Annotated in this window: 20 protein-coding genes; 16 read left to right on the forward strand and 4 right to left on the reverse strand. The window is 69.8% G+C overall.

Annotated elements, in window-relative coordinates; genetic code table 11:
* Nucleotides 1-268: 268 nt before the first annotated feature.
* Nucleotides 269-1,651, reverse strand: coding sequence for an oxygen-independent coproporphyrinogen III oxidase (gene hemN, locus U9J41_RS06375; RefSeq protein ID WP_322400974.1), 1,383 nt, complete (start codon nucleotides 1,649-1,651; stop codon nucleotides 269-271).
* 18 nt (nucleotides 1,652-1,669) lie between these two features.
* Entirely contained in the window at nucleotides 1,670-2,857 is a 1,188-nt protein-coding gene (locus tag U9J41_RS06380; RefSeq protein ID WP_322400975.1) for an NnrS family protein, read from the reverse strand.
* Nucleotides 2,858-3,095: 238 nt separating this feature from the next.
* On the opposite strand from U9J41_RS06380, the gene U9J41_RS06385 reads away from it, so the two are divergent.
* From U9J41_RS06385 to U9J41_RS06400, 4 genes are read left to right on the forward strand one after another with little or no spacing between them, the layout of a single operon-like run.
* Complete coding sequence (locus U9J41_RS06385; RefSeq protein ID WP_322400977.1) at nucleotides 3,096-5,402, forward strand: nitric-oxide reductase large subunit; 2,307 nt, start codon at nucleotides 3,096-3,098, stop codon at nucleotides 5,400-5,402.
* Nucleotides 5,403-5,428: 26 nt separating this feature from the next.
* The gene (locus U9J41_RS06390; protein ID WP_322400979.1) at nucleotides 5,429-5,833 is read left to right on the forward strand and encodes an RrF2 family transcriptional regulator; all 405 of its coding nucleotides are present in this window, start codon (nucleotides 5,429-5,431) and stop codon (nucleotides 5,831-5,833) included.
* A complete protein-coding gene (locus tag U9J41_RS06395; protein WP_322400981.1) occupies nucleotides 5,830-6,051 on the forward strand; it encodes a DUF2249 domain-containing protein in 222 nt (73 codons plus the stop codon). The genes U9J41_RS06390 and U9J41_RS06395 overlap by 4 nt, the downstream gene beginning before the upstream one ends.
* Nucleotides 6,006-7,352 (forward strand): hypothetical protein, encoded by a 1,347-nt coding sequence (locus U9J41_RS06400; protein WP_322400983.1) that lies wholly within the window; start codon nucleotides 6,006-6,008, stop codon nucleotides 7,350-7,352. The genes U9J41_RS06395 and U9J41_RS06400 overlap by 46 nt, the downstream gene beginning before the upstream one ends.
* Before the next feature lie 101 nt (nucleotides 7,353-7,453).
* Here the strand turns inward: U9J41_RS06400 and U9J41_RS06405 are convergent, their stop codons facing one another.
* Nucleotides 7,454-8,131 carry a Crp/Fnr family transcriptional regulator gene (locus tag U9J41_RS06405; protein ID WP_425260085.1) on the reverse strand — a complete coding sequence of 226 codons (678 nt, stop codon included), beginning with the start codon at nucleotides 8,129-8,131 and terminating at the stop codon, nucleotides 7,454-7,456.
* Nucleotides 8,132-8,292: 161 nt separating this feature from the next.
* Between U9J41_RS06405 and U9J41_RS06410 the strand changes: the two genes are divergently transcribed.
* The 9 genes from U9J41_RS06410 (at nucleotide 8,293) to U9J41_RS06450 (ending at nucleotide 16,169) form a co-directional block, all read left to right on the forward strand.
* Nucleotides 8,293-8,697, forward strand: a complete 405-nt coding sequence (locus tag U9J41_RS06410; RefSeq protein WP_322400986.1) for a ribonucleotide reductase subunit alpha — start codon at nucleotides 8,293-8,295, stop codon at nucleotides 8,695-8,697.
* A gap of 58 nt (nucleotides 8,698-8,755) precedes the next feature.
* Nucleotides 8,756-9,154: a putative zinc-binding protein gene (locus U9J41_RS06415; protein ID WP_322400987.1), complete on the forward strand. Its 399-nt coding sequence runs from the start codon at nucleotides 8,756-8,758 to the stop codon at nucleotides 9,152-9,154.
* Between the two features lie 55 nt (nucleotides 9,155-9,209).
* Nucleotides 9,210-11,711 carry an adenosylcobalamin-dependent ribonucleoside-diphosphate reductase gene (locus U9J41_RS06420; protein ID WP_322400989.1) on the forward strand — a complete coding sequence of 834 codons (2,502 nt, stop codon included), beginning with the start codon at nucleotides 9,210-9,212 and terminating at the stop codon, nucleotides 11,709-11,711.
* 90 nt (nucleotides 11,712-11,801) lie between these two features.
* Nucleotides 11,802-12,047, forward strand: coding sequence for a heavy-metal-associated domain-containing protein (locus tag U9J41_RS06425; RefSeq protein WP_322400991.1), 246 nt, complete (start codon nucleotides 11,802-11,804; stop codon nucleotides 12,045-12,047).
* On the forward strand, nucleotides 12,040-12,249 hold the full coding sequence (locus U9J41_RS06430) for a hypothetical protein (protein ID WP_322400992.1): 210 nt from the start codon (nucleotides 12,040-12,042) through the stop codon (nucleotides 12,247-12,249). Before U9J41_RS06425 ends, U9J41_RS06430 begins: the two co-directional genes overlap by 8 nt.
* 93 nt (nucleotides 12,250-12,342) lie before the next feature.
* Complete coding sequence (moaA, locus tag U9J41_RS06435) at nucleotides 12,343-13,317, forward strand: GTP 3',8-cyclase MoaA (protein WP_322400994.1); 975 nt, start codon at nucleotides 12,343-12,345, stop codon at nucleotides 13,315-13,317.
* A 1-nt stretch (nucleotide 13,318) separates the two neighbouring features.
* Nucleotides 13,319-13,510, forward strand: coding sequence for a hypothetical protein (locus U9J41_RS06440; RefSeq protein WP_322400995.1), 192 nt, complete (start codon nucleotides 13,319-13,321; stop codon nucleotides 13,508-13,510).
* Nucleotides 13,507-15,465: a type IV pili methyl-accepting chemotaxis transducer N-terminal domain-containing protein gene (locus tag U9J41_RS06445; RefSeq protein WP_322400997.1), complete on the forward strand. Its 1,959-nt coding sequence runs from the start codon at nucleotides 13,507-13,509 to the stop codon at nucleotides 15,463-15,465. Before U9J41_RS06440 ends, U9J41_RS06445 begins: the two co-directional genes overlap by 4 nt.
* A 17-nt stretch (nucleotides 15,466-15,482) precedes the next feature.
* Nucleotides 15,483-16,169: a response regulator gene (locus U9J41_RS06450; RefSeq protein WP_322400999.1), complete on the forward strand. Its 687-nt coding sequence runs from the start codon at nucleotides 15,483-15,485 to the stop codon at nucleotides 16,167-16,169.
* A 23-nt stretch (nucleotides 16,170-16,192) separates the two neighbouring features.
* Here the strand turns inward: U9J41_RS06450 and U9J41_RS06455 are convergent, their stop codons facing one another.
* Nucleotides 16,193-18,511 (reverse strand): response regulator, encoded by a 2,319-nt coding sequence (locus U9J41_RS06455; RefSeq protein ID WP_322401001.1) that lies wholly within the window; start codon nucleotides 18,509-18,511, stop codon nucleotides 16,193-16,195.
* A gap of 214 nt (nucleotides 18,512-18,725) precedes the next feature.
* On the opposite strand from U9J41_RS06455, the gene U9J41_RS06460 reads away from it, so the two are divergent.
* From U9J41_RS06460 to U9J41_RS06470, 3 genes are all read left to right on the forward strand, one after another.
* Nucleotides 18,726-19,985 carry an MFS transporter gene (locus U9J41_RS06460; protein ID WP_322401003.1) on the forward strand — a complete coding sequence of 420 codons (1,260 nt, stop codon included), beginning with the start codon at nucleotides 18,726-18,728 and terminating at the stop codon, nucleotides 19,983-19,985.
* A 28-nt stretch (nucleotides 19,986-20,013) separates the two neighbouring features.
* The gene (locus tag U9J41_RS06465) at nucleotides 20,014-21,402 is read left to right on the forward strand and encodes a NarK family nitrate/nitrite MFS transporter (protein WP_322401005.1); all 1,389 of its coding nucleotides are present in this window, start codon (nucleotides 20,014-20,016) and stop codon (nucleotides 21,400-21,402) included.
* 136 nt (nucleotides 21,403-21,538) lie between these two features.
* The gene (locus U9J41_RS06470; protein WP_322401007.1) at nucleotides 21,539-25,348 is read left to right on the forward strand and encodes a nitrate reductase subunit alpha; all 3,810 of its coding nucleotides are present in this window, start codon (nucleotides 21,539-21,541) and stop codon (nucleotides 25,346-25,348) included.
* The last annotated feature ends 12 nt before the right edge of the window (nucleotides 25,349-25,360 follow it).

Below are 25,360 nucleotides of genomic sequence, written 5' to 3' on the forward strand. Positions count from 1 at the left end.
AACGCGCCTCGCGCACGGCCGCCGGCGGTGATCGGCAACTATCGGGCGAGGTGTCGACATGCACGATGCACCGGCTATCGAGCCGGCCATTATAAGGCACCGCGCCCCGTTTTCCCGCCCGCTCTCCGGCCAACGATGTTATCCGTGGCCTGGACACGACGAGAGGCCGGTTCGACGGCGGCCACGTCGTCGTGCACGGACGGCGCGACGCGGTCCCGGCGGCCTGGCGCGCCGACCCGGCGTTACCGTGAACGCAGCGCGCGACGATTCACACCGTCCGCGAATACTGCATCCGCTGCAGCGGCACGGCCGCGGGCTTGCCGAGGTAATCGTCGAAGACCATGCACACGTTGCGGATCAATAACCGTCCTTTGGCGCTGACCCGGATGCCGTCCGGCGTCGCCGTCAGCAGGCCGTCCCGTTCCAGTTCGGCCAGCCGGGCCAGTTCCGGCGCGAAGCGGGCCGCGACGTCGACCTGCCAGTGCGCGGACAGCGCGCGCAGGTCGAGCGCGAAATCGCACATCAGGCGCTGGATCAAGTCACGGCGCAACAGGTCGTCGGCCGACAGCACGAGGCCGCGCGCGACGGGCAGCTCGCCGCGGTCGATGCGGGCGTAATACGGGTCGAGCCGCTTCTCGTTCTGCGCATAGGTGCCGTTGACGGCGCTGATGGCCGAGACGCCGCAGGCGACCATGTCGACGTCCGCGTGCGTGGAATAACCCTGGAAATTGCGATGCAGCGTGCCGTCGCGCTGGGCCCGCGCCAGTTCGTCGTCGGGCTTTGCGAAATGGTCCATGCCGATGTACACGTAGCCGGCCGCGCCGAGCCGCTCGATGCACAGGCCGAGCATGGCGAGCTTCGTCGCGGCGTCGGGCAGGTCCTCGTCGCGGATCAGCTTTTGCGACTTGAACAGCTGCGGCATGTGGGCGTAGTTGTAGACCGAGATGCGGTCCGGCGCGGCGGCGACCACCTTGTCGAGCGTGACGGCCATCGTCTCCGGGTTCTGCAGCGGCAGGCCGTAGATCAGGTCGATGCTGACCGAGCGGAAGCCGGCGTCGCGCGCGGCCGCGATGGCGTCGCGCGTCAGGGCTTCCGGCTGGATGCGATTGACGGCGCGCTGCACGTTCTCGTCGAAATCCTGCACGCCCAGCGACAGCCGGTTGAAGCCCTGGCGCCGCAGCGCGGCGATGCGCCCGGCGTCGACCGTGCGCGGGTCGATCTCGATCGAATATTCGCCGGCGTCGTCGGGCGCGAACGCGAAGCGGCTGCGCAGATGGCCCAGCAGGTCGGCCATCTGGGCGTTGTCCAGGTAGGTGGGCGTGCCGCCGCCGAAATGCAGCTGTTCGACGACGCCGCCGGCGAACAGGCGGGCCTGCATCTCGATCTCGCGCATCAGGTAGCCCAGGTAGGTCACGGTCTTCGTGCGGTCGCGCGTGATGATCTTGTTGCAGGCGCAGTAGTAGCACAGCGACTCGCAGAACGGGATGTGCACGTACAGCGACAACGGCCGGCCCGGCCGCGCCGCGGCCGCCAGGCCGGCGGCGCCGAACGACGGGGTGAAGCGGTCGGCGGTCGGGTAGGACGTGTAGCGCGGCCCGCGCTGGCTCATGCGGGCGATCAGGTCGGGGTCGAATTCGATGGTGGGGTGCATGGTGGTTCCTGGAACGGGTCAGCCTTCGCGGCCGTCGGCGCGCGCGGCCACGAGGTAGGGCGCGTACACCGCGAGATAGGTGAGGAAGGCGGCGCTCCAGCAAGCGGTGGCGAGCGCCAGGCCGGCGTCGCGCCACGCCGGGAGCACGGCGGCACCGAAGCGGAGCACGACGGCCGCCTGCACGAGCGCGAACATCAGCACTTCGGCGCGGCCCGCCTTGAGCGGACGGCCCGTGTGGCCCAGCGCCGTGCGGGTGATCATGCCCATGATCAGGCCGGCGAGCGCGCCGACGGTGAGCACGTGCAGCGCGGCGCTGGCGCCGACGAGGCCCAGCTGGGACAGCGCCAGCAGCATGAAGCCGAGCGGGATCCACGCGTACGACACGTGCAGGATCCACAGCAGCGGATTGCGCCAGGTGCGCCACGGCTCCCACCCGATCAGGCGCGCGCCCTGGCCGGCGCCGGCGAGCAGCGCCAGCGCGGCGGTGAGCGGCGCCGGCAGCCCGAACGTCCAGGCCACGCCGGCGAGCACGGTCAGCACCAGCGCCCACTTGTCGCGCCGTTCGTCCTGCACGGGCCGGGCGCCCGGCGCCGCGCTGCGGGTGAACATGGGGATCACGCGGCCGCCGATCACGACCTCGATCACGACGATCAATATGATGGCCGCGTGCACCGGCGTCAGCGGATCGATGCGCGCCCAGCCCAGCGCCGCCGCGTGGTAGCACGCATTGGCCAGGGTCAGGAGGCCGAGCAGGACGACGAGGAACATGTTGCGCCGGTTGCCCGACCGCTTCAGCACGCGGTACAGCGGCCAGGCGGCGACGGGCAGGAACGCGACGTCGACGGCCGCCGCCAGCACGGGCGGCGCGGCCAGCATCGCCACCCTGCCCGCGACCCACACGCCGGCGATCGCCGCGAGCTGGCCGCCGCGCGGCGTCCACAGCTTGGTCCAGTTGTAGCCGGCCGTGTACAGGAAGCCGACGACGATCGCCAGCACGAAGCCGAACACCATCTCGTGCATGTGCCACAGCACGTCGACGCGCACCGGCAGCCGCCACCCGGCCTGCGCCGCGATCCACAGCGGCACCGCGAGCGCGGCGAAGGCGGCGCCCAGCAGGTAGAACGGGCGGAACCCCAGCGCGAACAGGGGCATGCCGCGCGCCGGGGCCGGCTCCGGCCGGGCTTCTTCGATGGTCATGAGTGCCATGCTGGCCTCCTTGAAAGTGGTATTTCATCCGCATGTTAAGTGCGCGCTCCGCGCCGGACAATCGGCCAAAGTGACTAGCCCGCGCGGCCGATAGGCAGTACCGGCGAGCTTTCCTAAACTGGGTCAAGGTTTTCAAATTAAGCTGCATTTCATATGCAACTAATAAGGAATTCCCAGCACAATGCGGACCAGGCGCTCCTTCGCGCCGCCGCTCAACCACCAGAAAAGGAAACAAGCCATGCATGCGACACGTAGACTATGGACCTGGCTGGCGATCATTTGCGTACTCTCCTTTGCCACTCTGCTGATGGTGGGCAGGGAGATCTACCTGAAGGCGCCGCCGATCCCCGGACATGTCCTCGACAACCAGGGACACATCATCTACACCGGCGAGCAGATCAAGCGCGGGCAGCAGGCCTGGCTCGCCGCCGGCGGCCAGCAGCTCGGCACCGTCTGGGGCCACGGCAGCTACGTCGCCCCCGACTGGTCGGCCGACTGGCTGCACCGCGAAGCCGTCACCCTGCAGGACCTGCTGGCCCGGCGCGACCACGGCCTGCCCTACGCCCGGCTCGATGCCGGCGCGCGCGGCGCCGTCGACGCCCTCGTCCACGACACGCTGAGGCGCAACACGTACGACCCCGCCGGCGACACGCTGACGCTGTCGGCCGACCGCAGCGCGGCCGTCCGGGCCGTCGCCGCCCATTACGCCGGGCTGTTCGGCACCGATCCCGCGCTCGACAAGCTGCGCGAACAGTACGCGATGAATGCCGGCTCGCTGCCGGACGCCGCCGACCGCCAGGCCCTGACCGGGTTCTTCTTCTGGTCCGCCTGGTCCGCCGCCACCGACCGTCCGGGCGAGACCGGCCTGTCGTACACGAGCAACTGGCCGCACGAGCCGCTGGTCGGCAACACGCCGACCGCCGGCGCCGGCATCTGGTCGATCGCCAGCATCATCGTCATGATCGGCGCCATCGCGGGCATGGTGCTGTTCCATTCCGCCCAGCCGGAAGAAGCCGATCCGCAGCCGCCGAAGGACGACCCGCTGTTCAAGCTGAAACCCACGCCGTCGATGAAGGCGACGCGCAAATACTTCGCCGTCGTCGTCGCGCTGATCCTGGCCCAGGTGGGCATGGGCGTCGTCACGGCGCACTACTCGGTGGAAGGCCACAGCTTCTTCGGCTTCCCGCTGGCGGACATCCTGCCGTTCACGATCAGCCGCACGATCCACACCCAGTTCGCCGTGCTGTGGATCGCCACCGCGTGGCTCGCCACCGGCCTGTACATCGCGCCCGCCATCTCGGGCCACGAACCGAAGTACCAGGCGCTCGGCGCGAACGTGCTGTTCTACGCGCTGCTGTTCATCGTCGCCGGTTCCACCGCCTGCGGCTGGCTCGGCACCCTGCAGCACCGCGGCGTCGACTTCAGCTTCTGGCTCGGCAACCAGGGCCTGGAATTCACCAGCATGGGCCGCATCTGGCAATACCTGCTGTTCGTCGGCCTGCTGTTCTGGGCCTTCCTGCTCGGCCGCGGCCTGTGGCCCGCATTGCGCCGTCCTTCCGAGAGCCGCGGCCTGATCGCCATGGTGTTCCTCGCGGCCGTCTGCATCGGCGGGTTCTACGCCACGTCGCTGGCCTGGGGCCAGCACACGCACTACGCGATGGTCGAGTACTGGAGATGGTGGCTCGTGCACCTGTGGGTCGAAGGCTTCTTCGAGGTGTTCGCCACGGCCGTCATCGCCCTGCTGTTCTCCCGCCTGGGCCTGATCCGCGCGGCCAGCGCCAACGCCGCCATCGTGCTCGAGACCATCGTGTTCCTGTTCGGCGGCATCCTGGGCACGCTGCACCACCTGTATTTCACCGGTACGCCGACGGCCGTGATCGCGCTCGGCGCCATGTTCTCGGCGCTGGAAGTGGTGCCGCTGTCGATGATCGGCGTCGAAGCCTACCGCAACTACCGGCGCACCAAGGCCGCGCCGTGGGTCGCGAGCTACCGCTGGGCGATCCTGTGCTTCATCGCCGTCGGCTTCTGGAACACCGTGGGCGCGGGCCTGCTGGGCTTCTCGATCAACACCCCGATCGCGCTGTACTACATGCAGGGCCTGAACCTGACGGCCGCCCACGGCCACGCCGCCCTGTTCGGCGTGTACGGCATGCTGGGCATCGGCCTGATGCTGTTCTGCCTGCGCGGCCTGACGGATCGCCTGGCCTGGTCGGACGCGCTGCTCAAGCCGATGTTCTGGCTGCTGAACATCGGCCTGGCGATGATGGTGTTCATGGCACTCGTCCCGGCCGGCATCTACCAGGCCTGGGCCAGCGTTTCGCGCGGCATGTGGTTCGCCCGCTCGCCGGAAGTGATCCACTCCGCGTTCATGGAAGACATGGTGTGGCTGCGCGTTCCGGGCGACGTCGTGTTCGCGGCGGGCACGCTGTTCCTCGCGCTGTTCGTGCTGCGCGTGATGCGCAGGCCGGCCCGGCCCGTCGAGGTGCCGATCGAGATCGGCGGCCGCCCCGCCGCCCGCGCCGCCCGCGCCACCACCAAGGCCTGAAACGGCCCGCGCCGCAGGGAGTGATCATGCGTCTCACCGAACATACCGATTACGCCCTGCGCGTCCTGATGTACCTGGGCGCCAACGGCGGCCGCCTCGCCACCACCCGCGAGGTGGCGCTCCTGCACGGCATCTCGCACCACCACCTCACGAAGGTCGTCAACCAGCTCGGGCACGCCGGCTTCGTCGAGACCGTGCGGGGCCGCCGCGGCGGCATCCGGCTGGCCCGCGCGCCCGCCGACATCATGGTCGGCGACGTCGTGCGCCACACGGAACCCGACTTCAACCTCGTCGCCTGCCTGGACGGCCGCGCGCGCCCCTGTCCGCTGGCGCCGGCCTGCGTGCTGAAGGGCGCGCTGTGCCGTGCGGCGGCCGGCTTCCTCGAATCCCTGGACCGCGTTCCGCTGTCCAGCCTCGTCCCGCCATCATGACCATCCTGCCCCTGCTCGACCTGCGCGACCTGCCCGCGCCGGAGCCCATGGAGCGCGTCCTCGACGCGCTCGACCTGCTTCCCGCCGGCGCCGAACTGCCGGTGCTGCTGGCGCGCGAACCGCATCCGCTGTACGGCATCCTGGCGCGCATGGGCTGCCGCTGGCGTGCGGAATGGCGCGACGACGGCTGCCTCGTCACGATCGCGCGGGCGACCTGATGCGGCGCGCGCTCGACTACGGCCGCGCGCCGCCGCCCGCCGCGCCGCTCGCCTACCTGCTCACGGCGCCGTGGTTCGGCGTGGCGGCCGGCCTGGTGGCCGCGTGGCAAGGCGCGGCCGTGTTCGCGTCGCGCTGGAACCCGGCCACGCTCGCGGTCGTCCACCTCGTCACGCTGGGCTTCCTCACGATGGCGATGACCGGTTCGCTGCTGCAGATGGTGCCCGCCGTGACCGGCCTGCCGCCGCGCGGCACGCGGCGCGCGGCCGCCTGGAGCTGTCCCCTGCTGGGCGCCGGCGGCGCGCTGCTGGCCGCCGCCTTCCTGTCCGGCCGCCCGCGCCTGTTCGCGCTGGCCGCCGCGCTGCTGGCGTGCGCGTTCGTCCCCGTCCTCGCCTGGCTGCTGCCCACGCTGTGGCAGCGCGGCGCGCGGGCCGCCGCCGGCGCCGCCGACATCGCCGGCGGCATGCGCGGCGCCTGCGCGGCCCTGGCGGCCTGCGTCGCGGCCGGGCTGGCGCTCGCGGGCTGGCTCGCCGGCGGTCTTGCCGTCCCGGTCGTCCCGCTCGTCGACGTCCATGCGGCGCTGGGCCTGGCCGGCTGGGTGACGGCGCTCGTGCTGGCCGTGTCGTTCCAGGTGATCCCGATGTTCCAGGCGACCGATCCGTTCCCGGCCGCCGTGGCGCGCGGGGCGGTGCCCGTGCTGCTGCTCGCGCTGGCCGGCTGGCTCGCGGGCCGCTGGCTGGACGCCGGCTGGCGGCAACTGCCCGCGCTGGCCGGGGCCCTGGTCGTCACGGCGTACGCGGGCGCGGCCGCCGTCCTGCTGCTGCGCCGCGCACGCACGCGGGGCGCCGCCGGCACGGACTACTGGCTGCTGTCGCTGGCGTCGCTGACCGGCGCCGCCTGGCTGTTCGCCTGGCCGGGCGCGGCGCCGGACGTCCGCCCCGTCCTCGCCGGCGTGTGCTTCCTGGCGGGCTTCGCCATGTCGGCCGTGAACGGCATGCTGTACCGGATCGTTCCCTTCATCCTGTGGTACCACCTGCGCCGGCACGCGCGCGCCGGCGACCCCGTACCGAAGATCGCCGACATCGTCGAACCGTGGCGCATGCGCGCGCAATGCCGCTGGCACGCCGCGGCCGTGGCGGCGGCACTCGGCGCCTGCGCCGTCGCGCCGCTGGCGCCGGCCGCCGGCGTATTGCTGGCCGCGGCCTCCCTGCGCCTCGGGCTCGACCTGGCGGCGCCCGTGCTGCGCCACCGGCATGCATTGGGACTATTTTGCAAGGCGGCGTGCCCTGTGCGCCGCGGATAGCGATGGGCTCGACGGGCAACCGGCGCAGGCGCCGCGCGCCGATCGGCCGCCAGGTGCCTCACCAGCGGCGGCCACAACGCCGGCATCGCCCGCGGGCCGGGTCACCCCTCGTAGGCGCCGAGGCCGGCCGCGTCGAGGATCTCGATCTCGCGCCCGTCCACCCGGATGAGCGCGCGCGCGGCCAGGTCGTGCAGCACGCGCGAAAAATACTCGGGCGTGATGTTCAGGCGCGACGCGACGAGGCGCTTGCTGACGGCCAGCCGCACGGTCTCGCCCGACGCCGGCGCGTCCTTGAGCAAGTAGCCGACGACGCGCTGGCCGCCCGTGTGCAGCGTGTACGCCTCGACGTCGGTCACGAGGCCGTGCAGGCGCCGGCTCATCCCGGCCAGCATGCGCCGCGCGAGCGCCGGGCTGCGTTCCAGTTCGGCGAAGACAGCGTCCTTGGCCACGTGCAGCAACAGGCAATCCTCCAGCGCCGTCGCCGTCACGAAGTATGGCTTGTCCATGAACATGACGGCCTCGCCGAAGCTCTTGCCCGGCCCGAGGATCTCGATGACTTTTTCCTGGCCCTGCGGCGAGATGAACGCCAGCTTGACCTGGCCGTACAGGATCGAGTGAAAGCCCAGGCACGGGTCGCCGCGCTCGACGATCGTGCGTCCGCGCTCGACGTGGCGCTCGCGCGCGAAGGTGCCGACGGCGCGTAGTTCGTCCTCGCCGAGGTCGGAGAACAGCGGCAGGCGGCGCAGGAAGGTGCAGGGATCGATGGCGCGCACGGAGATCTCCAGGATGACGACGAACGATGGGATGACGCCATTGTCGCAAGCGCCGGTCGCGGATGGGATACGCCGGAATGACTAGGCGGCGTACGCCATCGTGCCGACTGGCGCGCGCCCCGCCGCTCCCTACAATGGAGCCTGCCCACCTACCCTACGGATTGCCCATGCAACTCACCGACTTCGCCGATTTCCTCGCCGCCGCGCGCGCCCAGCCCGACGCGCAGCGCCTGTTGTTCGTGTTCGCCGTGGCCGAACTGCCGCAGGCGCACACCCCGGGCCAGGCCCGCCGCTTCGAGGAAGGCCGCGGCGGCGCGCTGGCGCCCGTGATGTGCGTCGACAAAGGGGTCGACGAGCTGGATGGCTTCGCCGCGCTGGCGGAGGAGTCGCGCGCGACCGGCCAGCCGTGGGACATGGTGTTCGTCGCCGCGCTCGCCGCCGGACAGGGCGTGGCGCCGCAGCCGGCCGGCGTCGACCGCGGCCTCAGGATGATGGTCGACGCCGTGCACCGCGGCGCGATCGAGCGCTTCCTCGCCTTCGATCCCGCGGGCGGCGTCGTGCGGTTTGCTTGAACCGGTTCAAGGCCGCGCGCCGGGCAAACCGGTTAATCTCGTTGCAAAGGAGAGTGCAATGAGCAAGGACCGCTCCGTCTTCCCCCTCGTGTATTCCTGTTCCGGCTGTTCGAGCGCGGCGCAGATGGCGAACCACATCGCGCTCGACCTGGACCGGCGCGGCGCCGCCGAGATGTCGTGCATCGCCGGCGTGGGCGGCGACGTGCCGTCGCTCGTCAAGCTGGCGAAATCGGGGCGGCCGGTCCCGGTCATCGACGGCTGTCCGCTGGAATGCGCCCGCCACTGCCTCGCGCGCCACGGCGTGGCGCCCGACCTGCACTGGCAGCTGGGCGAGCACGGCGTGCGCAAGCGCTACCACATGCAGTTCGACGCGTTCGAGGCGGCCGGCCTCGCCGACGCGGTGACGGCGGAGGTGGAGCGGCTGGCGCGGGATCGCGCAATGCTTCAACCAGTTTAAGGCGCGCCCGGCGCCGCCCGGTGATAGTGGACGCCTCACTATCACCGAGGACGACATGAACGCCAAAGATTCCCTGTTCGCCACCATCCTGCCGCCCCAGGAGGTATCGGCCGACGTATTGCGCGAAAAATACGCCAGGGGCGACGAGACCACCGTCGCCGAGGTGCGCGCCCGCGTGGCGCGCGCGCTGGCCGCCCACGACACCGAGCCGCTCCGGCTCGAGATGGAACAGCGCTTCCTGTGGGCCCAGGACCACGGCTTCGTGCCCGCCGGCCGCATCAACTCGGCCGCCGGCCTGGGCATGAAGGCCACCCTGATGAACTGCTTCGTGCAGCCGGTCGGCGACGCCATCAGCGGCCGCGACGGCGCCGTGCCCGGCATCTACGGCGCCGTCGCCGAAGCCGCCGAAACGATGCGGCGCGGCGGCGGCGTCGGCTACGACTTCAGCGCAATCCGTCCCGCCGGCAGCGCCGTGAAGGGCACGCAGTCGCGCGCGTCCGGTCCGGTGTCGTACATGGCGGTGTTCGACGCCTCGTGCCGCACGGTCGAATCGGCCGGCGCGCGCCGCGGCGCCCAGATGGGCGTGCTGCGCATCGACCACCCTGACATCGACGCCTTCGTCGCCGCCAAGGACAACGGCGCATTCAGCAATTTCAACCTGTCGGTCGGCGTCACGGACGCGTTCATGCGCGCCGTCCTCGACGACGCCGAGGTCGACCTGACCCATGCGGCCGAACCCGGGCCGGTCGCCGCCGACGCGCGCCGGCGCCCGGACGGCCTGTGGGTGTACCGCACCGTGCGCGCACGCGACCTGTGGGACCGCGTGATCCGCTCGACGTACGACCACGCGGAACCCGGCGTGCTGTTCCTCGACCGCATCAACGGCGAGAACAACCTGTACTACGCCGAGACGCTCGCCGCCACCAATCCCTGCGGCGAACAGCCGTTGCCGCCGTACGGCTGCTGCGACCTCGGCTCGCTCGACCTCACCCGCTTCGTGCACGAGCCGTTCACGGCGCGCTCGCGTTTCGACTTCGGTCTGCTGCGCGAGGTGGCGGCCGTCGCCGTGCGCATGCTCGACCTGGCGCTGGACGCCACCGAATGGCCGCTGCCGCAGCAGGCCGAGGAGGCCCGCAACAAGCGCCGCATCGGCCTCGGGTTCATGGGCCTGGGCAGCGCCCTGGTGATGCTGGGCCTGCGCTACGACGCCGACGAAGGCCGCGACTTCGCGGCCGCGGTGGCGCGCGAACTGCGCAACGCGGCGTACGCGGCGTCGGTGGAGCTGGCGCGCGAAAAAGGCGTCTTCCCGCTGTTCGACGCCGGGCGCTACCTGGACGGCGCCTTCGCACACCGCCTGCCCGACGAGTTGCGCGAACGGATCGCGCGCCACGGCATCCGCAACTCGCACCTGTTGTCGATCGCGCCCACCGGCACCATCGCGCTCGCGTTCGCCGACAACGCGTCGAACGGCATCGAACCCGCATTCTCCTGGACGTACCAGCGCAAGAAGCGCATGCCGGACGACAGCACGCGCGTGTACGAGGTCGCGGACCATGCCTGGCGCCTGTACCGCCACCTGGGCCACGACGTGTCCGATCCCGCCGCGCTGCCGCCGCAATTCGTGTCGGCGCTCGAGATGGCCGCGCACGACCACCTGCACATGATGGCGGCCGTCCAGCCCTACGTGGACGGCGCCATCTCGAAGACCGTGAACGTCCCGGCCGACTATCCGTTCGACGCGTTCCGCGACCTGTACACGGACGCGTGGCGCGCCGGGCTGAAGGGCCTCGCCACGTACCGGCCCAACGACGTCACGGGCAGCGTGCTCAGTGTCGCGCCCGATCCGGCGCCGGCCGCCGGTGCGCCGGCCGCCGGAGCGCCGGCCGCCGTGCTGCCCGACCACGACGACCCGCTGCGCCGGCGCTTCGAGAGCCGCCCGCCGGGCGAGCTGGAATCCGTCACGTCGAAGGTCGAATACACGACCCAGGAGGGCAAGAAGACGGTCTACCTGACGATCAGCTTCATGCGCGTGGAGGGCAGCCTGGACGGCCGTGCGATCGCGATCGAGCGCCCGCTCGAATTCTTCATGCCCGCGAACCAGCGCAGCGACGGGCACCAGTGGATCACGTCGACCATGCGCCTGCTGTCGCTGGCCGCGCGCGCCGGCAGCTCCATCGCCAGGGCGCTGGCGGACATGCGCGCTGTCGTGTGGGAAAAAGGCCCGGTGCGCTGCGGCCACCTGACGCGCGCGGACGGCGTGCAGGTGCCCGTATTCCACGATTCCGAAGTGGCGGCCATCGCGTTCATGCTGCAGCGGATCCTCATCCGGCGCAGCTTCCTGGACGCGCACGGCAACCAGGTCGGCGCCGCGGCGCTCGACCGCGCGCTGGCCCGGCGCGGCGCCGCGCAGGCGCCAACGCCGGCCGCAGCGCAGGCAAGCGCGCCGGAGCCCGGCGGCACGGGCGCCAAATGCCCGGAATGCGGGGCGCGCGCGCTGCACAAGGTCGACGGCTGCACGCGCTGCACCGCATGCCACTACCTGGGCGGCTGCGCCTGACGTCGTGAAACCTGAAACCGGTTCAAGGACAGGGGATGCCGCAACGCCTAGTCTGGCGGCATATCAACCGCACAACGCGAAAGGAGCACCATGCAACACGACTTCCAGTTCTCGGCACCCCTCGCCTTCGCCGACATCGAACGCCTGACCAGCGCCCTGTGCGCCGTGCCGGGCGTGCGTGGCGTCGATCTCGAACCGGGCGGCCGCCGGCTGCAGGTGGAGTTCGACGCAGGCGCCACGTCGATGCACGCCATCACCGCCGCGCTGGCCGGCGCCGGCTACGCGGAGGCGCGCGGCGAACGTGGCGGCTGCTGCGGCGGGTGCTGCGGTGGCTGAGATCACCACCGCCACGCCGCGCGCCCGCGCCTGGCTGGCCGCCGCGATGACGGCGCCGATGGCCATGATGCCGGCCGCGCTGGCGTGGCAGGAATGGGCGGCCGGCGACCGGCTCGCCACATGGGCCGGCGCGGGCGTCGCGGCGCTGGCCATGGCCGGCACCGTGGCCGGCGTCGACGCGCTGCTGCGGCGCGGCGCCTAGTCCGAAAGAACTAGGCGCCGTCCCCCATCAGGCCGACAGCCAGCGCGGCGCGCGCGCCCTACAATCGGTACTGACCACTCAATGGAGAACCGCATGTTGCGCGACCGCTACGGCCGAACGATCGAATACCTGCGCCTGTCCGTGACCGACCGCTGCGACCTGCGCTGCACCTACTGCATGCCGACGGGCTTCAAGGGCTTCGAGGAACCGGACCACTGGCTCACCTTCGACGAGATCGAGCGCCTGCTGCGCGCGTTCGCCCGCCTGGGCACGCGCCGCATCCGCCTCACCGGCGGCGAGCCGCTGCTGCGCCGCCACGTGACGGACCTGGCCGCGCGCATCGCCGCCATTCCCGGCGTCGCCGACCTGTCGCTGTCGACCAACGCCACGCAGCTGCGGCGCCACGCGGCCGCGCTGCGGCGGGCCGGCGTGGCCCGCATCAACGTCAGCCTGGACACGCTGGACCGCGCCTGCATGCAATCCATCACGGGCCGCGACAGCCATGCGCAGATCCTGGACGGCATCATGGCCGGCAAGGATGCCGGCTTCGATCCCATCAAGATCAACATGGTCGCGATGCGCGGCGTGAACGACGGCGAGATCGAGCGCATGGCCGAATTCTGCATCGGGCACGGCTTCGTGCTGCGCCTGATCGAGGTGATGCCGATGGGGGCCACGGGCCGCAACACGGCCTACCTCGACCTGCAACCGGTGCAGGCGCGGCTGCGCGCGCGGTTCGACCTCGTGCCGCAGGCGGTGGAACTGGGCGGCGGCCCCGCGCGCTACCTCGTCACCCGCGACGGCCGCAGCAGCATCGGCTTCATCACGCCGCTGTCCCAGCATTTCTGCGCCACGTGCAACCGCGTGCGCCTGTCCGTCGACGGCACGCTGTACCTGTGCCTGGGCCAGGAAGAGAAATTCGAGTTCCGGCCGCTGCTCCGCGGCGGCGCCTCCGATGCCGAGCTGGAAGCGGCGATCCGGCAGGCGATCGAGCGCAAGCCGCACCGCCACGACTTCACGGCCCGGCCGGAAAAAATCGTGCGCTTCATGTCGCAGACCGGGGGATGACGTGGAGGACATCGAGCGCTTCATCCACGGCTTCGCGCGCTTCCACCGGCAGTTCACGAGCGAGCACGCAGTACGCGCCGGCCTGCGCGCCGGCGGGCCCGAACCCGGGCCCGCCACCGGCCGCCGCGACGCCGGCCGCCGCGCGGTGCGCAGCGGCGCGCACCCGGTCCAGCCCTCCTCCGCCGCCACATGACCACCGCACCCGGCGCGCCGGCCTACCCGGCGATTCCCGGCCACCTGCGGCTGTCGACCCGGATCGCCGGCGCGCTCGTCGGCTTCCTGCTGCTGGCACTGACCGCCATCGGCATCACGCTGTGGCTGTCGTGGCAGCTGGAAGGGTCGGCCGCCGCCATCAACGAGACGGGCAGCGTGCGCAAGCAGGAATACCGGCTCGCGCTGCTGCTCGGGCGCGACGTGTACGCGCCCGGCCAGGGCCATGCCGGCGAAGCGCGCGCGCAGGTCGCGTCCATCGACGCGACGCTGGCGCTGATCGCGCGCGGCGATCCGCAGCGCCCCCTCGGCCTGCCCCCGGCGGCGGCCATCCGCACGGGCTTCGACCAGGCCGCGCTGCGCTGGCGGCACGAGCTGCGGCCGCTCGCGCTGCAGGTGCTGCAGGCGCGCGGCGACGACCGGCTGGCGCCGCTGCGCCGCTTCCTCGGCGTCGTGGACGACTATGTCGGGCAGATCGACGCCGTCGTGAGCCTCATCGAGCGCGACAACGAGATGCGCACGTTCTGGCTGCGCTCGTCCCAGCTGGCGCTGGTGGCGCTGGCCATGGGCGGCACCGTCGCGCTGGTGTACCTGATGTTCAGCCTCATCGTCGATCCCGTCGAGCGCCTGCACGCCGGCATGCGCAGCATGGCGGACACGGATTTCGGCGTGCGCCTCTCCGTTCCCGGCGACGACGAATTCGGCCAGCTCGCGACGGGCTTCAACCACATGGCCGACCGGCTGGAGCAGGTCTACGGCAGCCTGGAAGACAAGGTGCGCGCCAAGACGGCCGCGCTGGAAGACCAGAACCGCGAACTGGCGCTGCTGTACGACAGCGCCGCCTTCCTGCAGGTGCGCCGCACGCTGGAACCCATGTGCCAGGGTTTCATCGACCGCATCATGCATTATTTCGGCGCCGACGGCGGCTCCGTGCGCCTGGTCGAAGCGGGCAACGACAAGGTCCACCTCGTCGTCCAGCGCGGCCTGTCCGACGCCATGGTACGCACCGAGCGCTGCATGCCCGTCGGCGACTGCGTGTGCGGCGCGGCCGCCCGCGACCGGCAACCCGTCGTGCGGCTGCTGCGCAAGGGGACCGAGGCCGCATCGTCGCGCTGCGCGCGCGACGGCTTCGCCACCGTCTCGGTCTTCCAGATCTTCGCCCAGGAGCAGCACCTGGGCGTGTTCAGCCTGCATTTCCGCACCGCGAAAACGTTCGACGAACGCGAGACCGCGCTGCTCGAAACCCTGGGCCGCCTGCTGGGCACCGGCATCGAAAACATGCGGCTGGCGGCGCGCGAGCGCGAGATGGCCATTTCGGAGGAACGCAACATGGTGGCGCGCGGGCTGCACGACAGCATCGCGCAAGGCCTGAACTTCCTCAACCTGCAAGTGCAGATGCTGGAAAAATCGCTGCACGAGGGCGCGCAGCAGGAAGCCGCCGAGATCGTCCCGCTGCTGCGCACCGGCGTGCAGGAAAGCTACGAGGACGTGCGCGAACTGTTGCAGAATTTCCGCAGCCGGCTCGAGGAAGAGGATCTCAACGGCGCCCTGCGCAACGCGGTGCGCAAGTTCCGCGACCAGACCGGCGTCGACGCGGCGTTCAGGGCCGACGGCAGCGGCGGTCCGCCGTTCGCGCGCGAGGAGCAGCTGCAGATCCTGTTCATCGTGCAGGAAGCCCTGTCGAACATCCGCAAGCACGCCCGCGCCGACAGCGTGCTCGTACGCGTGCGCGACGACCGAGACTTTTCCCTGTCGATCAGCGATAATGGCGTCGGGTTCGATTCCGCCGCCGCGCCCGCGGGCGACAAGCATGTCGGGTTGCACATCATGCGCGAACGGGCCCGGCACATCAATGCCGACCTGGCCGTCGATTCCGGGGCCGGCGCCGGCACCACCGTCCGCCTGCACGTCGCGAGCGCGCACCGGCGGGCCGCATGAACCGAATGGAGTTGCGCATGGAAGTCCCGTCCAAGCCGATCAGCGTGCTGCTGGTCGACGACCACACGTTGTTCCGCAGCGGCGTACGGTCGCTGTTGCAGCGCAACGCGCGCTTCACCGTCGTCGGCGAAGCGTCGGACGGCGTCGACGGCGTCAAGCGCGCGATGCAGCTCAGGCCCGACGTCATCCTGCTCGACCTGCACATGCCCGGCATGACCGGCGTGGAAACCCTGGAACTGATCCTGCAGGGGTGGCCGGAGGCGGCCGTCATCATGCTGACCGTGTCCGAGGAAGGCGAGGACCTCGCCAACGCCCTGCAGGCCGGCGCGCGCGGCTACCTGATCAAGAACATCGACGCCGACTACCTCCAGCGCGCCATCGAGCGCGCGGCCGCGGGCGAATCCGTGCTGGCCGAATCGATGGCGGCCAAGCTCGTGGCGCAGTTGCAGAAGCAGCGCGAACCCAAGGCGCCCGCGCCGCCGTCCGACCTGGACCGGCTGACGCCGCGCGAACGCGAGATCCTCGCCTGCCTGGCCCGCGGCGAAAGCAACAAGCTGATCGCCCGCGTGCTCGACCTCGCCGAGAGCACGGTCAAGATCCACGTGCAGAACATCCTCAAGAAGCTGGGCTTGTCCAGCCGCGTGCAGGCCGCGGTGTTCGCCGTCGAGCAGGGGCTCGGCAGCGGCAACGACCGGCAAGGTTGAGCGTTCGCCGCCGCGCGACAATGTCACCGTAACGCCAGCAAGGCCTCTCTCGCCTCCTCGTACGCGCGCTCCAGCGCCGCCAGCTGCTCCTGCGCGTCGTCGAACGTCTCCCCCTTGCCCATCAGCTCCAGGTTCGTGCACGGCAGCCGCATCCGGTTCGCGCCCACGAAATCGATGCTCGACAGGAGGTAGTGCGCCGTCGCCGCCAGCAGCGGGCCGTCGTGCTCGCGCAGCGCGTGCTCCAACTTGCGCAACAGCTGCGGCACCTCGTCGGTGAACGCCCGCACGACGTCGTGCAGCAGCGCCGCGTCGTCGTCGATGGCGCGCAGCTGGCCGATGCGGGTCTCGTCGAGCACCGCGGCGGCGCGCCGGTGCGATGCCACGTGGTCGCACGCGGCCGCGAGCGCGCGCTCCAGCACGTCCAGCTCGATCGGCTTGGGCACGTAGTCGTCCATGCCCGCGTCCAGGCAGCGTTCGCGGTCGCCCGGCATGGCGTTCGCCGTCATGGCGACGATCCACGGCGCGTTGGCGCCGCGGAAGCGCTGGCGCAGGCGGCGCGTCGCTTCCAGTCCGTCCATCTCGGGCATCTGCATGTCCATCAGGATGATCGGATAGTGCTGGCGCTCCAGCGCCGCGACCACTTCGAGACCGTTGGCGACGACGTCGGCCTGGTACCCCAGGTGGCGCAGCAGCTGGCGGATCACCTTCTGGTTGATGGTGTTGTCCTCGGCGACGAGGATGGCGCCCTCGGCGCGGGCCGCGCGCGGCGCCGGCGGTGCGGGACGCGCCGCGGCCTGGCGCTCGCCCAGTACCTGCTGCAGCGCCTCGAGCAGCGCCGCCGGCTTGATCGGCTTGCTCAGCCAGGCCGAGAATTCGCGGATCGCGCTCCCCTCCACCCCATGCGGGCGCCGGCCGACCGACGTCAATAACACGAGCGGCAGGGCCGCGCGGTCGCGGTGCTTGCGCAGCTCGGCCGCGAGGCGCGCGCCGTCCATGTCCGGCATCTGCATGTCCAGCACGGCCACGTCGAACGGATGGCCGTCGCGCACGAGGTCGAGCGCCTCGATGGCCGATGCGGCGGCCAGCGGCGTCATGCCCCACGACAGGGCCTGCTTCATGAGGATGCGGCGATTGGTGGCGTTGTCGTCGACGAACAGGATGCGCCGTCCGCGCACCGCGGCCGCGCGCTCGCGCAGTACGTTCTCGGCCAGCTCGTCGTCGAACGCGTCGGCCAGGATCGCGGCGCTGAACGTCGAGCCGACCCCCGGCTCGCTCTCCACCGTGAGGCCGCCGCCCATCATCTCGGCGAGGCGCCGGCTGATCGTCAACCCGAGGCCCGTGCCGCCGTACTTGCGCGTCGTGGACGTGTCGACCTGGGTGAACAGGTGGAAGATGTCGTCCAGGCGGTGCGGCGGGATGCCGATGCCCGTGTCGCGCACGGCGAAGACCAGGCGGCAGCCGCCCTCGGCGCGCGCCGTGGCCGACACCGTCACGACGACTTCGCCGTGGTGCGTGAACTTGATCGCGTTCGACAGCAGGTTCACGAGGATCTGGCGCAGCCGCGTCGCGTCCGCGAGGATCGTGGCCGGCACGCCCGGCCCGATCATGTAGGCGAGGTCGAGGCCCTTTTCGCCGGCGCTCGGCGCCAGCAGGTCGAGCGCCTCCTCGACGCAGCGCCGCACCTCGAACGCGTGGCGCTCCAGGTCGAGGCGCCCCACTTCCAGTTTCGAATAATCCAGCAGGTCGTTGATGATGGCCAGCAGGGCCTCGCTGCTGGAGCGGATCGTCTCGGTGTAGTCGCGCTGTTCGTCGTCGATCGCCGTGTGCAGCAGGAGGCTCGTCATGCCGATCACCGCGTTCAGCGGGGTGCGGATCTCGTGGCTCATATTGGCCAGGAACATGCTCTTGGCCTGCATCGCGGCTTCCGCGCGGTCGCGCGCCAGTTCCAGGTCGCGTTCGTACGCCTGGCGCTCGGAGACGTCCTGCAGGATCGCGGTCAGGACCACGCGGCCGCCCGCCGCCGACTTCGAGATCGTCGCCTCGGCCGGGAACTCGCTGCCGTCCTTGCGCACCGCGTAGATCGTGCCCCGCTCGCCCATGCGCCGGGCCGTGCGCGCGCCGTGCTGGAAACCGTTCACCCGCTCGGCATGGCCGGGACGGAAGCGCTCCGGTATCAGCATCGCCAGGTCGTGGCCGAGCGCCTCCGCCGCCGTCCAGCCGAACAGGCGCTCCGCACCCTGGTTGAACAGGATGATCCGCTGCCGCTCGTCCGTGCAGATGACGGCGTTTTCGGCGATGTCGATGATGTTGCTGAGCTGTTCCGGGTTGAGTGGGTGGGGCATGGTCTGATGTCGAGCGGCGGGACGAGCCGCCATCGTACACCGTCGCGCCCTCCGGCGGCCACATCCCTACTGCTTTGTGACTAGCCGCGCTAGGCCGTCCGGCGCCGCCGCCTAGCTCTCTTGCCGATTCGGAAACACCCCTCCGGCGAATGGCCGGACGCGGCCGCGCCACGTACGCTTGCTACATCTTGCGTGCCACATCGAGGAGAACAATATGCGCACCGACAGACGGCCCCTCGCGGTCCTCGTCAGCAGTACCTTCGCGTTCACGATCTGTTTCGCGATCTGGATGATGTTCGCCGTGCTGGGCATCCCCATCAAGGCCAGGCTGGGCCTGAACGAGACGGCATTCGGCCTGCTCGTCGCCACGCCCGTCCTCAGCGGCGCCCTCGTGCGCGTCCCGCTGGGCATCTGGACCGACCGTTTCGGCGGGCGCATCGTGTTCTTCACGCTGATGCTGGCGTGCGCACTGCCGATCTACCTCATCGGTTACGCGACCCGGTACTGGCACTTCCTCGTGCTCGGCCTGTTCGTCGGCCTGGCCGGCGGTTCGTTCTCGGTCGGCACGCCGTACGTCGCGCGCTGGTTCGGCAAGGAACGGCGCGGCTTCGCGATGGGCGTGTTCGGCGCCGGCAATTCCGGTTCCGCGCTGACCAAGTTCGTGGCGCCCGCCATCATCGCAGCCTTCGGCTGGCAAGCCTTGCCGAAGGTGTACGCGCTCGTGATGGTCGCCACCGCCCTGCTGTTCTGGCTCGGCACGTATTCGGATCCGGCGCACAAGTCGGCGTCCGGGGAAAGCTTCGTGGAGCAGATGCGCGTGCTGAAGGATCCGCGCGTGTGGCGCTACTGCCAGTACTACTCCGTCGTCTTCGGCGGCTACGTGGCGCTCGCCCTGTGGATGACGAAGTATTACGTGGGCGAATACGGTTTCGGCCTGAAACAGGCCGCCCTGCTGGCCGCCTGCTTCTCGCTGCCGGGCGGCGTGCTGCGCGCGCTGGGCGGCTGGATTGCCGACCGCTTCGGCGCCCACAAGGTCACCTGGGCGGTGATGTGGGTGTGCTGGGTGTGCTTCTTCGTCCTGTCGTACCCGCAGACGACCATGAACGTGAAGACCGTCGCGGGCGGCATGGACCTGCACATCGGCCTGGGCCCCGTCGCCTTCACCCTGCTGCTGTTCGTCGTCGGCGTCGCCATGGCGATCGGCAAGGCGTCCGTGTTCCGCTTCATCGCCGACGACTACAGCGACAACATCGGCGCCGTCTCGGGCGTCGTCGGCCTGGCCGGCGGCCTCGGTGGCTTCATCCTGCCGATCATGTTCGGCGCCATCGTCGACCTGACGGGCATCCGCTCCAGCTCTTTCATGCTCCTGTACGGCACCGTGTGCGTGTCGCTCGTATGGATGCACTTCTCGTTCAGGCCGGGCGCCAGGTCGCCCGCCGCCGCACCGGCCGCGCCATTGCGCCAGGCCGCCTGATTTCATTACACCATCACTGGAGAACATCGTGAGCCGTTACTTGATATCGACCTGGGAACCCGAGGTTCCCGCCTTCTGGAACAGCCGCGGCAAGCCCACGGCCAGCCGCAACCTCTGGATCTCGATCCCCGCGCTGATGCTGGCGTTCGCGATCTGGATGGTGTGGAGCGTCGTCGTCGTCAACCTGCCCAGCATCGGCTTCAAGTACAGCACCAACCAGCTGTTCTGGCTCGCCGCGGTGCCGGGCCTCTCCGGCGCCACGCTGCGCATCTTCTATTCGTTCATGGTGCCGATCTTCGGCGGACGCAAATGGACCGCCATCTCGACCGCGTCGCTGCTGGTCCCCGCCCTCGGCATCGGCTTCGCCGTGCAGGACCCGGCCACGAGCTACCCGACCATGCTCGTGCTGTCGCTGCTGTGCGGCTTCGGCGGCGGCAACTTCGCGTCGTCGATGGCCAACATCAGCTTCTTCTACCCGAAGGCGCAGAAGGGTTATGCGCTCGGCATGAACGCGGGCCTCGGCAACCTGGGCGTCTCGGTCGTGCAGTTCGTGGTGCCGCTGGTGATCACGTTCACATTGTTCGGCGGCGAGCCGCAGACCTGGTCGAAAGTCGTGAAAGGCGCGGTCCAGACCAGGCAGATGTGGCTGCAGAACGCCGGCTTCGTGTGGGTGCCGTTCATCCTCGCCAGCACGCTCATCGCCTGGTTCGGCATGAACGACCTCGCGTCGGCGAAGGCGTCGTTCGCCGAGCAGGCCGTGATCTTCAAGCGCAAGCACAACTGGCTGATGTGCTGGCTGTACGTGGGCACCTTCGGTTCCTTCATCGGCTATTCCGCCGGGTTCCCGCTGCTGACCAGCACCCTGTTCCCGCAAGTGAACCCGCTGCAGTACGCCTTCGTCGGCCCGCTCGTCAGCGCCCTCGCCCGCGTGGCCGGCGGCTTCGTGTCGGACAAGCTGGGCGGCGCCCGCGTCACCGTGTGGACGTTCGCCGCGATGATCGGCGCCGTGGTGGGCGTGCTGCACTTCCTGCCGCAGGGCGCCGATCCGGGCAGCTTCGCCGGCTTCTTCGGCATGTTCCTCGTGCTGTTCGCCTGCACCGGCGTGGGCAATGCGTCCACGTTCCGGATGATCCCCGTGATCTTCCTGACGCTGCACCAGCGCGCCGCCAAGGGCCAGTCGGAAGGCGCGCAAGCGCAGGCCGTCGCCAGCGCCAACAAGGAAGCGGCCGCCGTGCTGGGCTTCACCTCGGCCATCGCCGCGTACGGCGCCTTCTTCATCCCCAAGAGCTACGGCACGTCGATCGCCCTGACTGGCAGCGCCGACGCCGCGCTGTGGTGCTTCATCGGCTTCTACGTCACCTGCATCACCGTCACCTGGTGGTTCTACGCCCGCAAGGGCGCGGACATGCCGTGCTAGTTCGAAAGGAGTAGGCCGACTACGCACTAATCCGGCGCGGCACCGACTTCTTGCGAATATTCATGAGGCGGGCCGCTCCGTAGACTGGAACCACGAATCAAAAAGAGCGCACCGCCGGTGCGCCGATGGAGAAACCATGAGTCATTTTTTGGACCGCCTGAAATTTTTCGGCAAAACGGGCGAAACGTTCTCGAACGGCCACGGGGCCGTCGTCAACGAAGACCGCACCTGGGAAAAGGCCTACCGCCAGCGCTGGCAGCACGACAAGATCGTGCGCTCGACCCACGGCGTCAACTGCACGGGGTCGTGCAGCTGGAAGGTCTACGTCAAGAACGGCCTGATCACCTGGGAGACCCAGCAGACCGACTACCCGCGCACGCGCCCCGACCTGCCGAACCATGAACCCCGCGGCTGCCCGCGCGGCGCCAGCTACTCGTGGTACGTGTACTCCGCCCAGCGCGTCAAGCACCCGATGGTGCGCGGCCGCCTGATGCAGCTGTGGCGCGAGGCGCGCGCCACGCGCGACCCGGTCGCGGCCTGGGAACACATCGCCACCGACCCGCGGAAGGCCGCCAGCTACAAGTCGGTGCGCGGCCAGGGCGGCTTCGTGCGCGCCAAGTGGGACGAGGTCAACGAGATCATCGCCGCCGCCAACGCCTGGACCATCGGCAAATACGGCCCGGACCGCATCATCGGCTTCTCGCCGATCCCCGCCATGTCGATGGTCAGCTATGCCGCCGGCACCCGCTACCTGAGCCTCATCGGCGGCGTCGCCATGAGCTTCTACGACTGGTACTGCGACCTGCCGCCATCGAGCCCGCAAGTGTGGGGCGAACAGACCGACGTGCCGGAATCGGCCGACTGGTACAACTCGACGTACCTGATGGTGTGGGGCTCGAACGTGCCGATGACCCGCACGCCCGACGCCCACTTCTACACCGAGGTACGCTACAAGGGCACCAAGACCGTCGCCGTGTCGTCCGACTTCGGCGAGATGGCCAAGTTCGGCGACATCTGGCTCGCCCCCAAGCAGGGCACGGACGCCGCGCTCGCGATGGCCATGGGCCACGTGATCCTGACCGAATTCCACGCCACCGGCAAGTCCACCTACTTCCGCGACTACGCCAAGCAGTACACCGACTTCCCGATGCTCGTGCTGCTGAAGGAACGCGACGGCACGCTCGTGCCGGACTACTTCCTGCGCGCCTCGCACCTCGCCAACCACCTCGACGAGACCAACAACCCGGAATGGAAGACGCTCGTCATCGACGAGAGCACCGGCAGGATCGTCGCGCCGAGCGGCTCGATCGGCTTCCGCTGGGGCGAATCCGGCAAGTGGAACCTGGAACAGAAGGAAGGCGCCACCCGCAACCCGATCGATCCGACGCTGTCGCTGCTCGATGGCCACGACCGCATCGTCCCCGTCGGCTTCCCCTACTTCGGCGGCAAGGACGCGGACGACCTCCTGCTGCGCAACGTGCCCGTCAAGTCGATCACGCTGGCGGACGGCACGACGGCGCTGGTCACGACCGTGTACGACCTGTCGATGGCCAACTACGGCGTCGACCGCGGCATCTGCCCGAACGCAGCGCAGAGCTACGACGACGACGTCCCGTACACGCCGGCCTGGCAGGTGAAGCACACCGGCGTGAAGGCGGCCGACGTGGTCACCGTCGCGCGCGAATTCGCCGACAACGCCGACCGCACCCGCGGCAAGTCGATGGTCATCGTCGGCGCGGCGCTGAACCACTGGTACCACATGGACATGACGTACCGCGGCATCATCAACATCCTCATGATGTGCGGCTGCATCGGCCAGAGCGGCGGCGGCTGGGCGCATTACGTGGGGCAGGAAAAGCTGCGCCCGCAGACCGGCTGGACCCCGCTCGCGTTCGCGCTCGACTGGAACCGCCCGATGCGCCAGATGAACGGCACCTCGTTCTTCTACGCCCACACCAGCCAGTGGCGCCACGAAAAGCTGCGCACCTCGGAGATCCTGTGCCCGACGGCCGACGGCAAGCTGGAGGAGATGGCGCTGATCGACTTCAACGCCAAGGCCGAGCGCATGGGCTGGCTGCCGTCCGCGCCGCAGCTGGAGACGAATCCGCTGGACGTCGTGCGCGCCGCGGAAAGCGCCGGCCAGGACCCGGCCGCGTATGCCGTCGAGCAGATCAAGGCCGGCAAGCTGAATTTCTCGTGCGACGACCCGGACAACCCGGCGAACTTCCCGCGCAATATGTTCGTGTGGCGCTCGAACATCCTGGGCAGCTCGGGCAAGGGCCACGAATACTTCCTGAAATACCTGCTCGGCACCCAGAACGCGCTGATGAGCGACGAAGACGACTGCGTGAAGCCGCGCGACGTCAAGGTGCGCCCCGCGGCCGAGGGCAAGCTGGACCTGCTCGTCGTGCTGGACTTCCGCATGTCGACCACCTGCCTGTACGGCGACATCGTGCTGCCGACGGCGACCTGGTACGAGAAGGACGACCTGAACACGTCCGACATGCACCCGTTCATCCACCCGCTGTCGGAAGCCGTGCAGCCGCTGTGGGAAGCGAAGTCGGACTGGGAAATCTACAAGGGCATCGCCGCCAAGTTCTCGGAAATCGGCGGCGCCCACCTGGGCACGCGCAAGGACCTGATCCTCACCCCGCTGCTGCACGATACCCCGGGCGAACTGGGCCAGCCGTTCGATCCGAAGGACTGGCGCGCCGGCGAGTGCGAGCCCGTCCCCGGCAAGACGATGCCGTCGATGACGGTCGTGGAACGCAACTACCGCGACATCCACAAGAAGTACACCTCGATCGGTCCGCTGCTGGAAAAAGTGGGCAACGGCGGCAAGGGGATCGACTGGAAGACGGCGCATGAAGTGGACGTGCTGCGCGGCCTGAACCGCGTCGTGCTGGACGAAGGCGTGTCGCAGGGCCAGCCGCGCCTGGACACCGCGATCGACGCGGCCGAGATGATCCTCACGCTGGCGCCGGAAACGAACGGCCACGTGGCGGTCAAGGCGTGGGCGGCGCTGTCTAAGATGACGGGCCGCGACCACACGCACCTCGCCCTCCCGCGCGAGCACGACAGCATCCGCTTCCGCGACGTGCAGGCGCAGCCGAGGAAAATCATCTCGTCGCCCACGTGGTCGGGCCTGGAAAGCGAGGAGGTCAGCTACAACGCCGGCTACACGAACGTGCACGAACTGATCCCCTGGCGCACGCTGACGGGCCGCCAGCAGTTCTACCAGGACCACGTCTGGATGCGCGACTTCGGCGAGGGACTGTGCGTGTACAAGGCCGCGATCAACACCAAGACGACGGAGGCGATCATGAACCGCCGCCCGAACGGCAACAAGGAGCTGGCGCTGAACTGGATCACGCCGCACCAGAAATGGGGCATCCACTCGACCTATTCCGACAACCTGCGCATGCTGACCCTGTCGCGCGGCGGCCCGCACGTGTGGCTGTCCGAGACCGACGCGAAAGCCGCGGGCATCGTGGACAACGACTGGATCGAGGTGTTCAACGTGAACGGCACGCTGACGGCCCGCGCGGTGGTCAGCCAGCGCGTCCCGGAAGGCATGACGCTGATGTACCACGCCCAGGAAAAGATCGTCAACGTGCCGGGCGCCGAGATGTCGAAGAAGCGCGGCGGCATCCACAACTCGGTGACGCGCACGGTGACCAAGCCGACCCACATGATCGGCGGTTACGCCCAGCTGTCGTACGGTTTCAATTACTACGGCACGGTGGGTTCGAACCGCGACGAGTTCGTGGTGGTGCGCAAGATGCGCGACGTGAACTGGATGGAAGGCGCGCGCGACGAGTCCCGTCCGAACGGCGAGCTGCGACCGGCGCGCCCCCTCACGGCGCAGGCGGCTGTCGCACCGGCACGCGAGACACAAGAGCGCGAACCCGCGCTGGCGCGCACCCCCGCGCCAAAGGGTGCTTGACGAGACCAGCGA

Source organism: Massilia luteola (genome assembly GCF_034420155.1).
Taxonomy (GTDB): Bacteria; Pseudomonadota; Gammaproteobacteria; order Burkholderiales; family Burkholderiaceae_D; genus Telluria; species Telluria luteola.

Bases quoted from the DNA above. Each gene is read 5' to 3' on its own strand.
- U9J41_RS06390 (WP_322400979.1), top strand. From the start codon at position 5,429: ATGCGTCTCACCGAACATACCGATTACGCCCTGCGCGTCCTGATGTAC.
- U9J41_RS06450 (WP_322400999.1), top strand. From the start codon at position 15,483: ATGGAAGTCCCGTCCAAGCCGATCAGCGTGCTGCTGGTCGACGACCAC.
- U9J41_RS06385 (WP_322400977.1), top strand. From the start codon at position 3,096: ATGCATGCGACACGTAGACTATGGACCTGGCTGGCGATCATTTGCGTA.
- U9J41_RS06400 (WP_322400983.1), top strand. From the start codon at position 6,006: ATGGCGCGACGACGGCTGCCTCGTCACGATCGCGCGGGCGACCTGATG.
- U9J41_RS06395 (WP_322400981.1), top strand. From the start codon at position 5,830: ATGACCATCCTGCCCCTGCTCGACCTGCGCGACCTGCCCGCGCCGGAG.
- hemN (WP_322400974.1), bottom strand. From the start codon at position 1,651: ATGCACCCCACCATCGAATTCGACCCCGACCTGATCGCCCGCATGAGC.
- moaA (WP_322400994.1), top strand. From the start codon at position 12,343: ATGTTGCGCGACCGCTACGGCCGAACGATCGAATACCTGCGCCTGTCC.
- U9J41_RS06410 (WP_322400986.1), top strand. From the start codon at position 8,293: ATGCAACTCACCGACTTCGCCGATTTCCTCGCCGCCGCGCGCGCCCAG.
- U9J41_RS06420 (WP_322400989.1), top strand. From the start codon at position 9,210: ATGAACGCCAAAGATTCCCTGTTCGCCACCATCCTGCCGCCCCAGGAG.
- U9J41_RS06470 (WP_322401007.1), top strand. From the start codon at position 21,539: ATGAGTCATTTTTTGGACCGCCTGAAATTTTTCGGCAAAACGGGCGAA.
- U9J41_RS06455 (WP_322401001.1), bottom strand. From the start codon at position 18,511: ATGCCCCACCCACTCAACCCGGAACAGCTCAGCAACATCATCGACATC.
- U9J41_RS06460 (WP_322401003.1), top strand. From the start codon at position 18,726: ATGCGCACCGACAGACGGCCCCTCGCGGTCCTCGTCAGCAGTACCTTC.
- U9J41_RS06445 (WP_322400997.1), top strand. From the start codon at position 13,507: ATGACCACCGCACCCGGCGCGCCGGCCTACCCGGCGATTCCCGGCCAC.
- U9J41_RS06425 (WP_322400991.1), top strand. From the start codon at position 11,802: ATGCAACACGACTTCCAGTTCTCGGCACCCCTCGCCTTCGCCGACATC.
- U9J41_RS06415 (WP_322400987.1), top strand. From the start codon at position 8,756: ATGAGCAAGGACCGCTCCGTCTTCCCCCTCGTGTATTCCTGTTCCGGC.
- U9J41_RS06380 (WP_322400975.1), bottom strand. From the start codon at position 2,857: ATGGCACTCATGACCATCGAAGAAGCCCGGCCGGAGCCGGCCCCGGCG.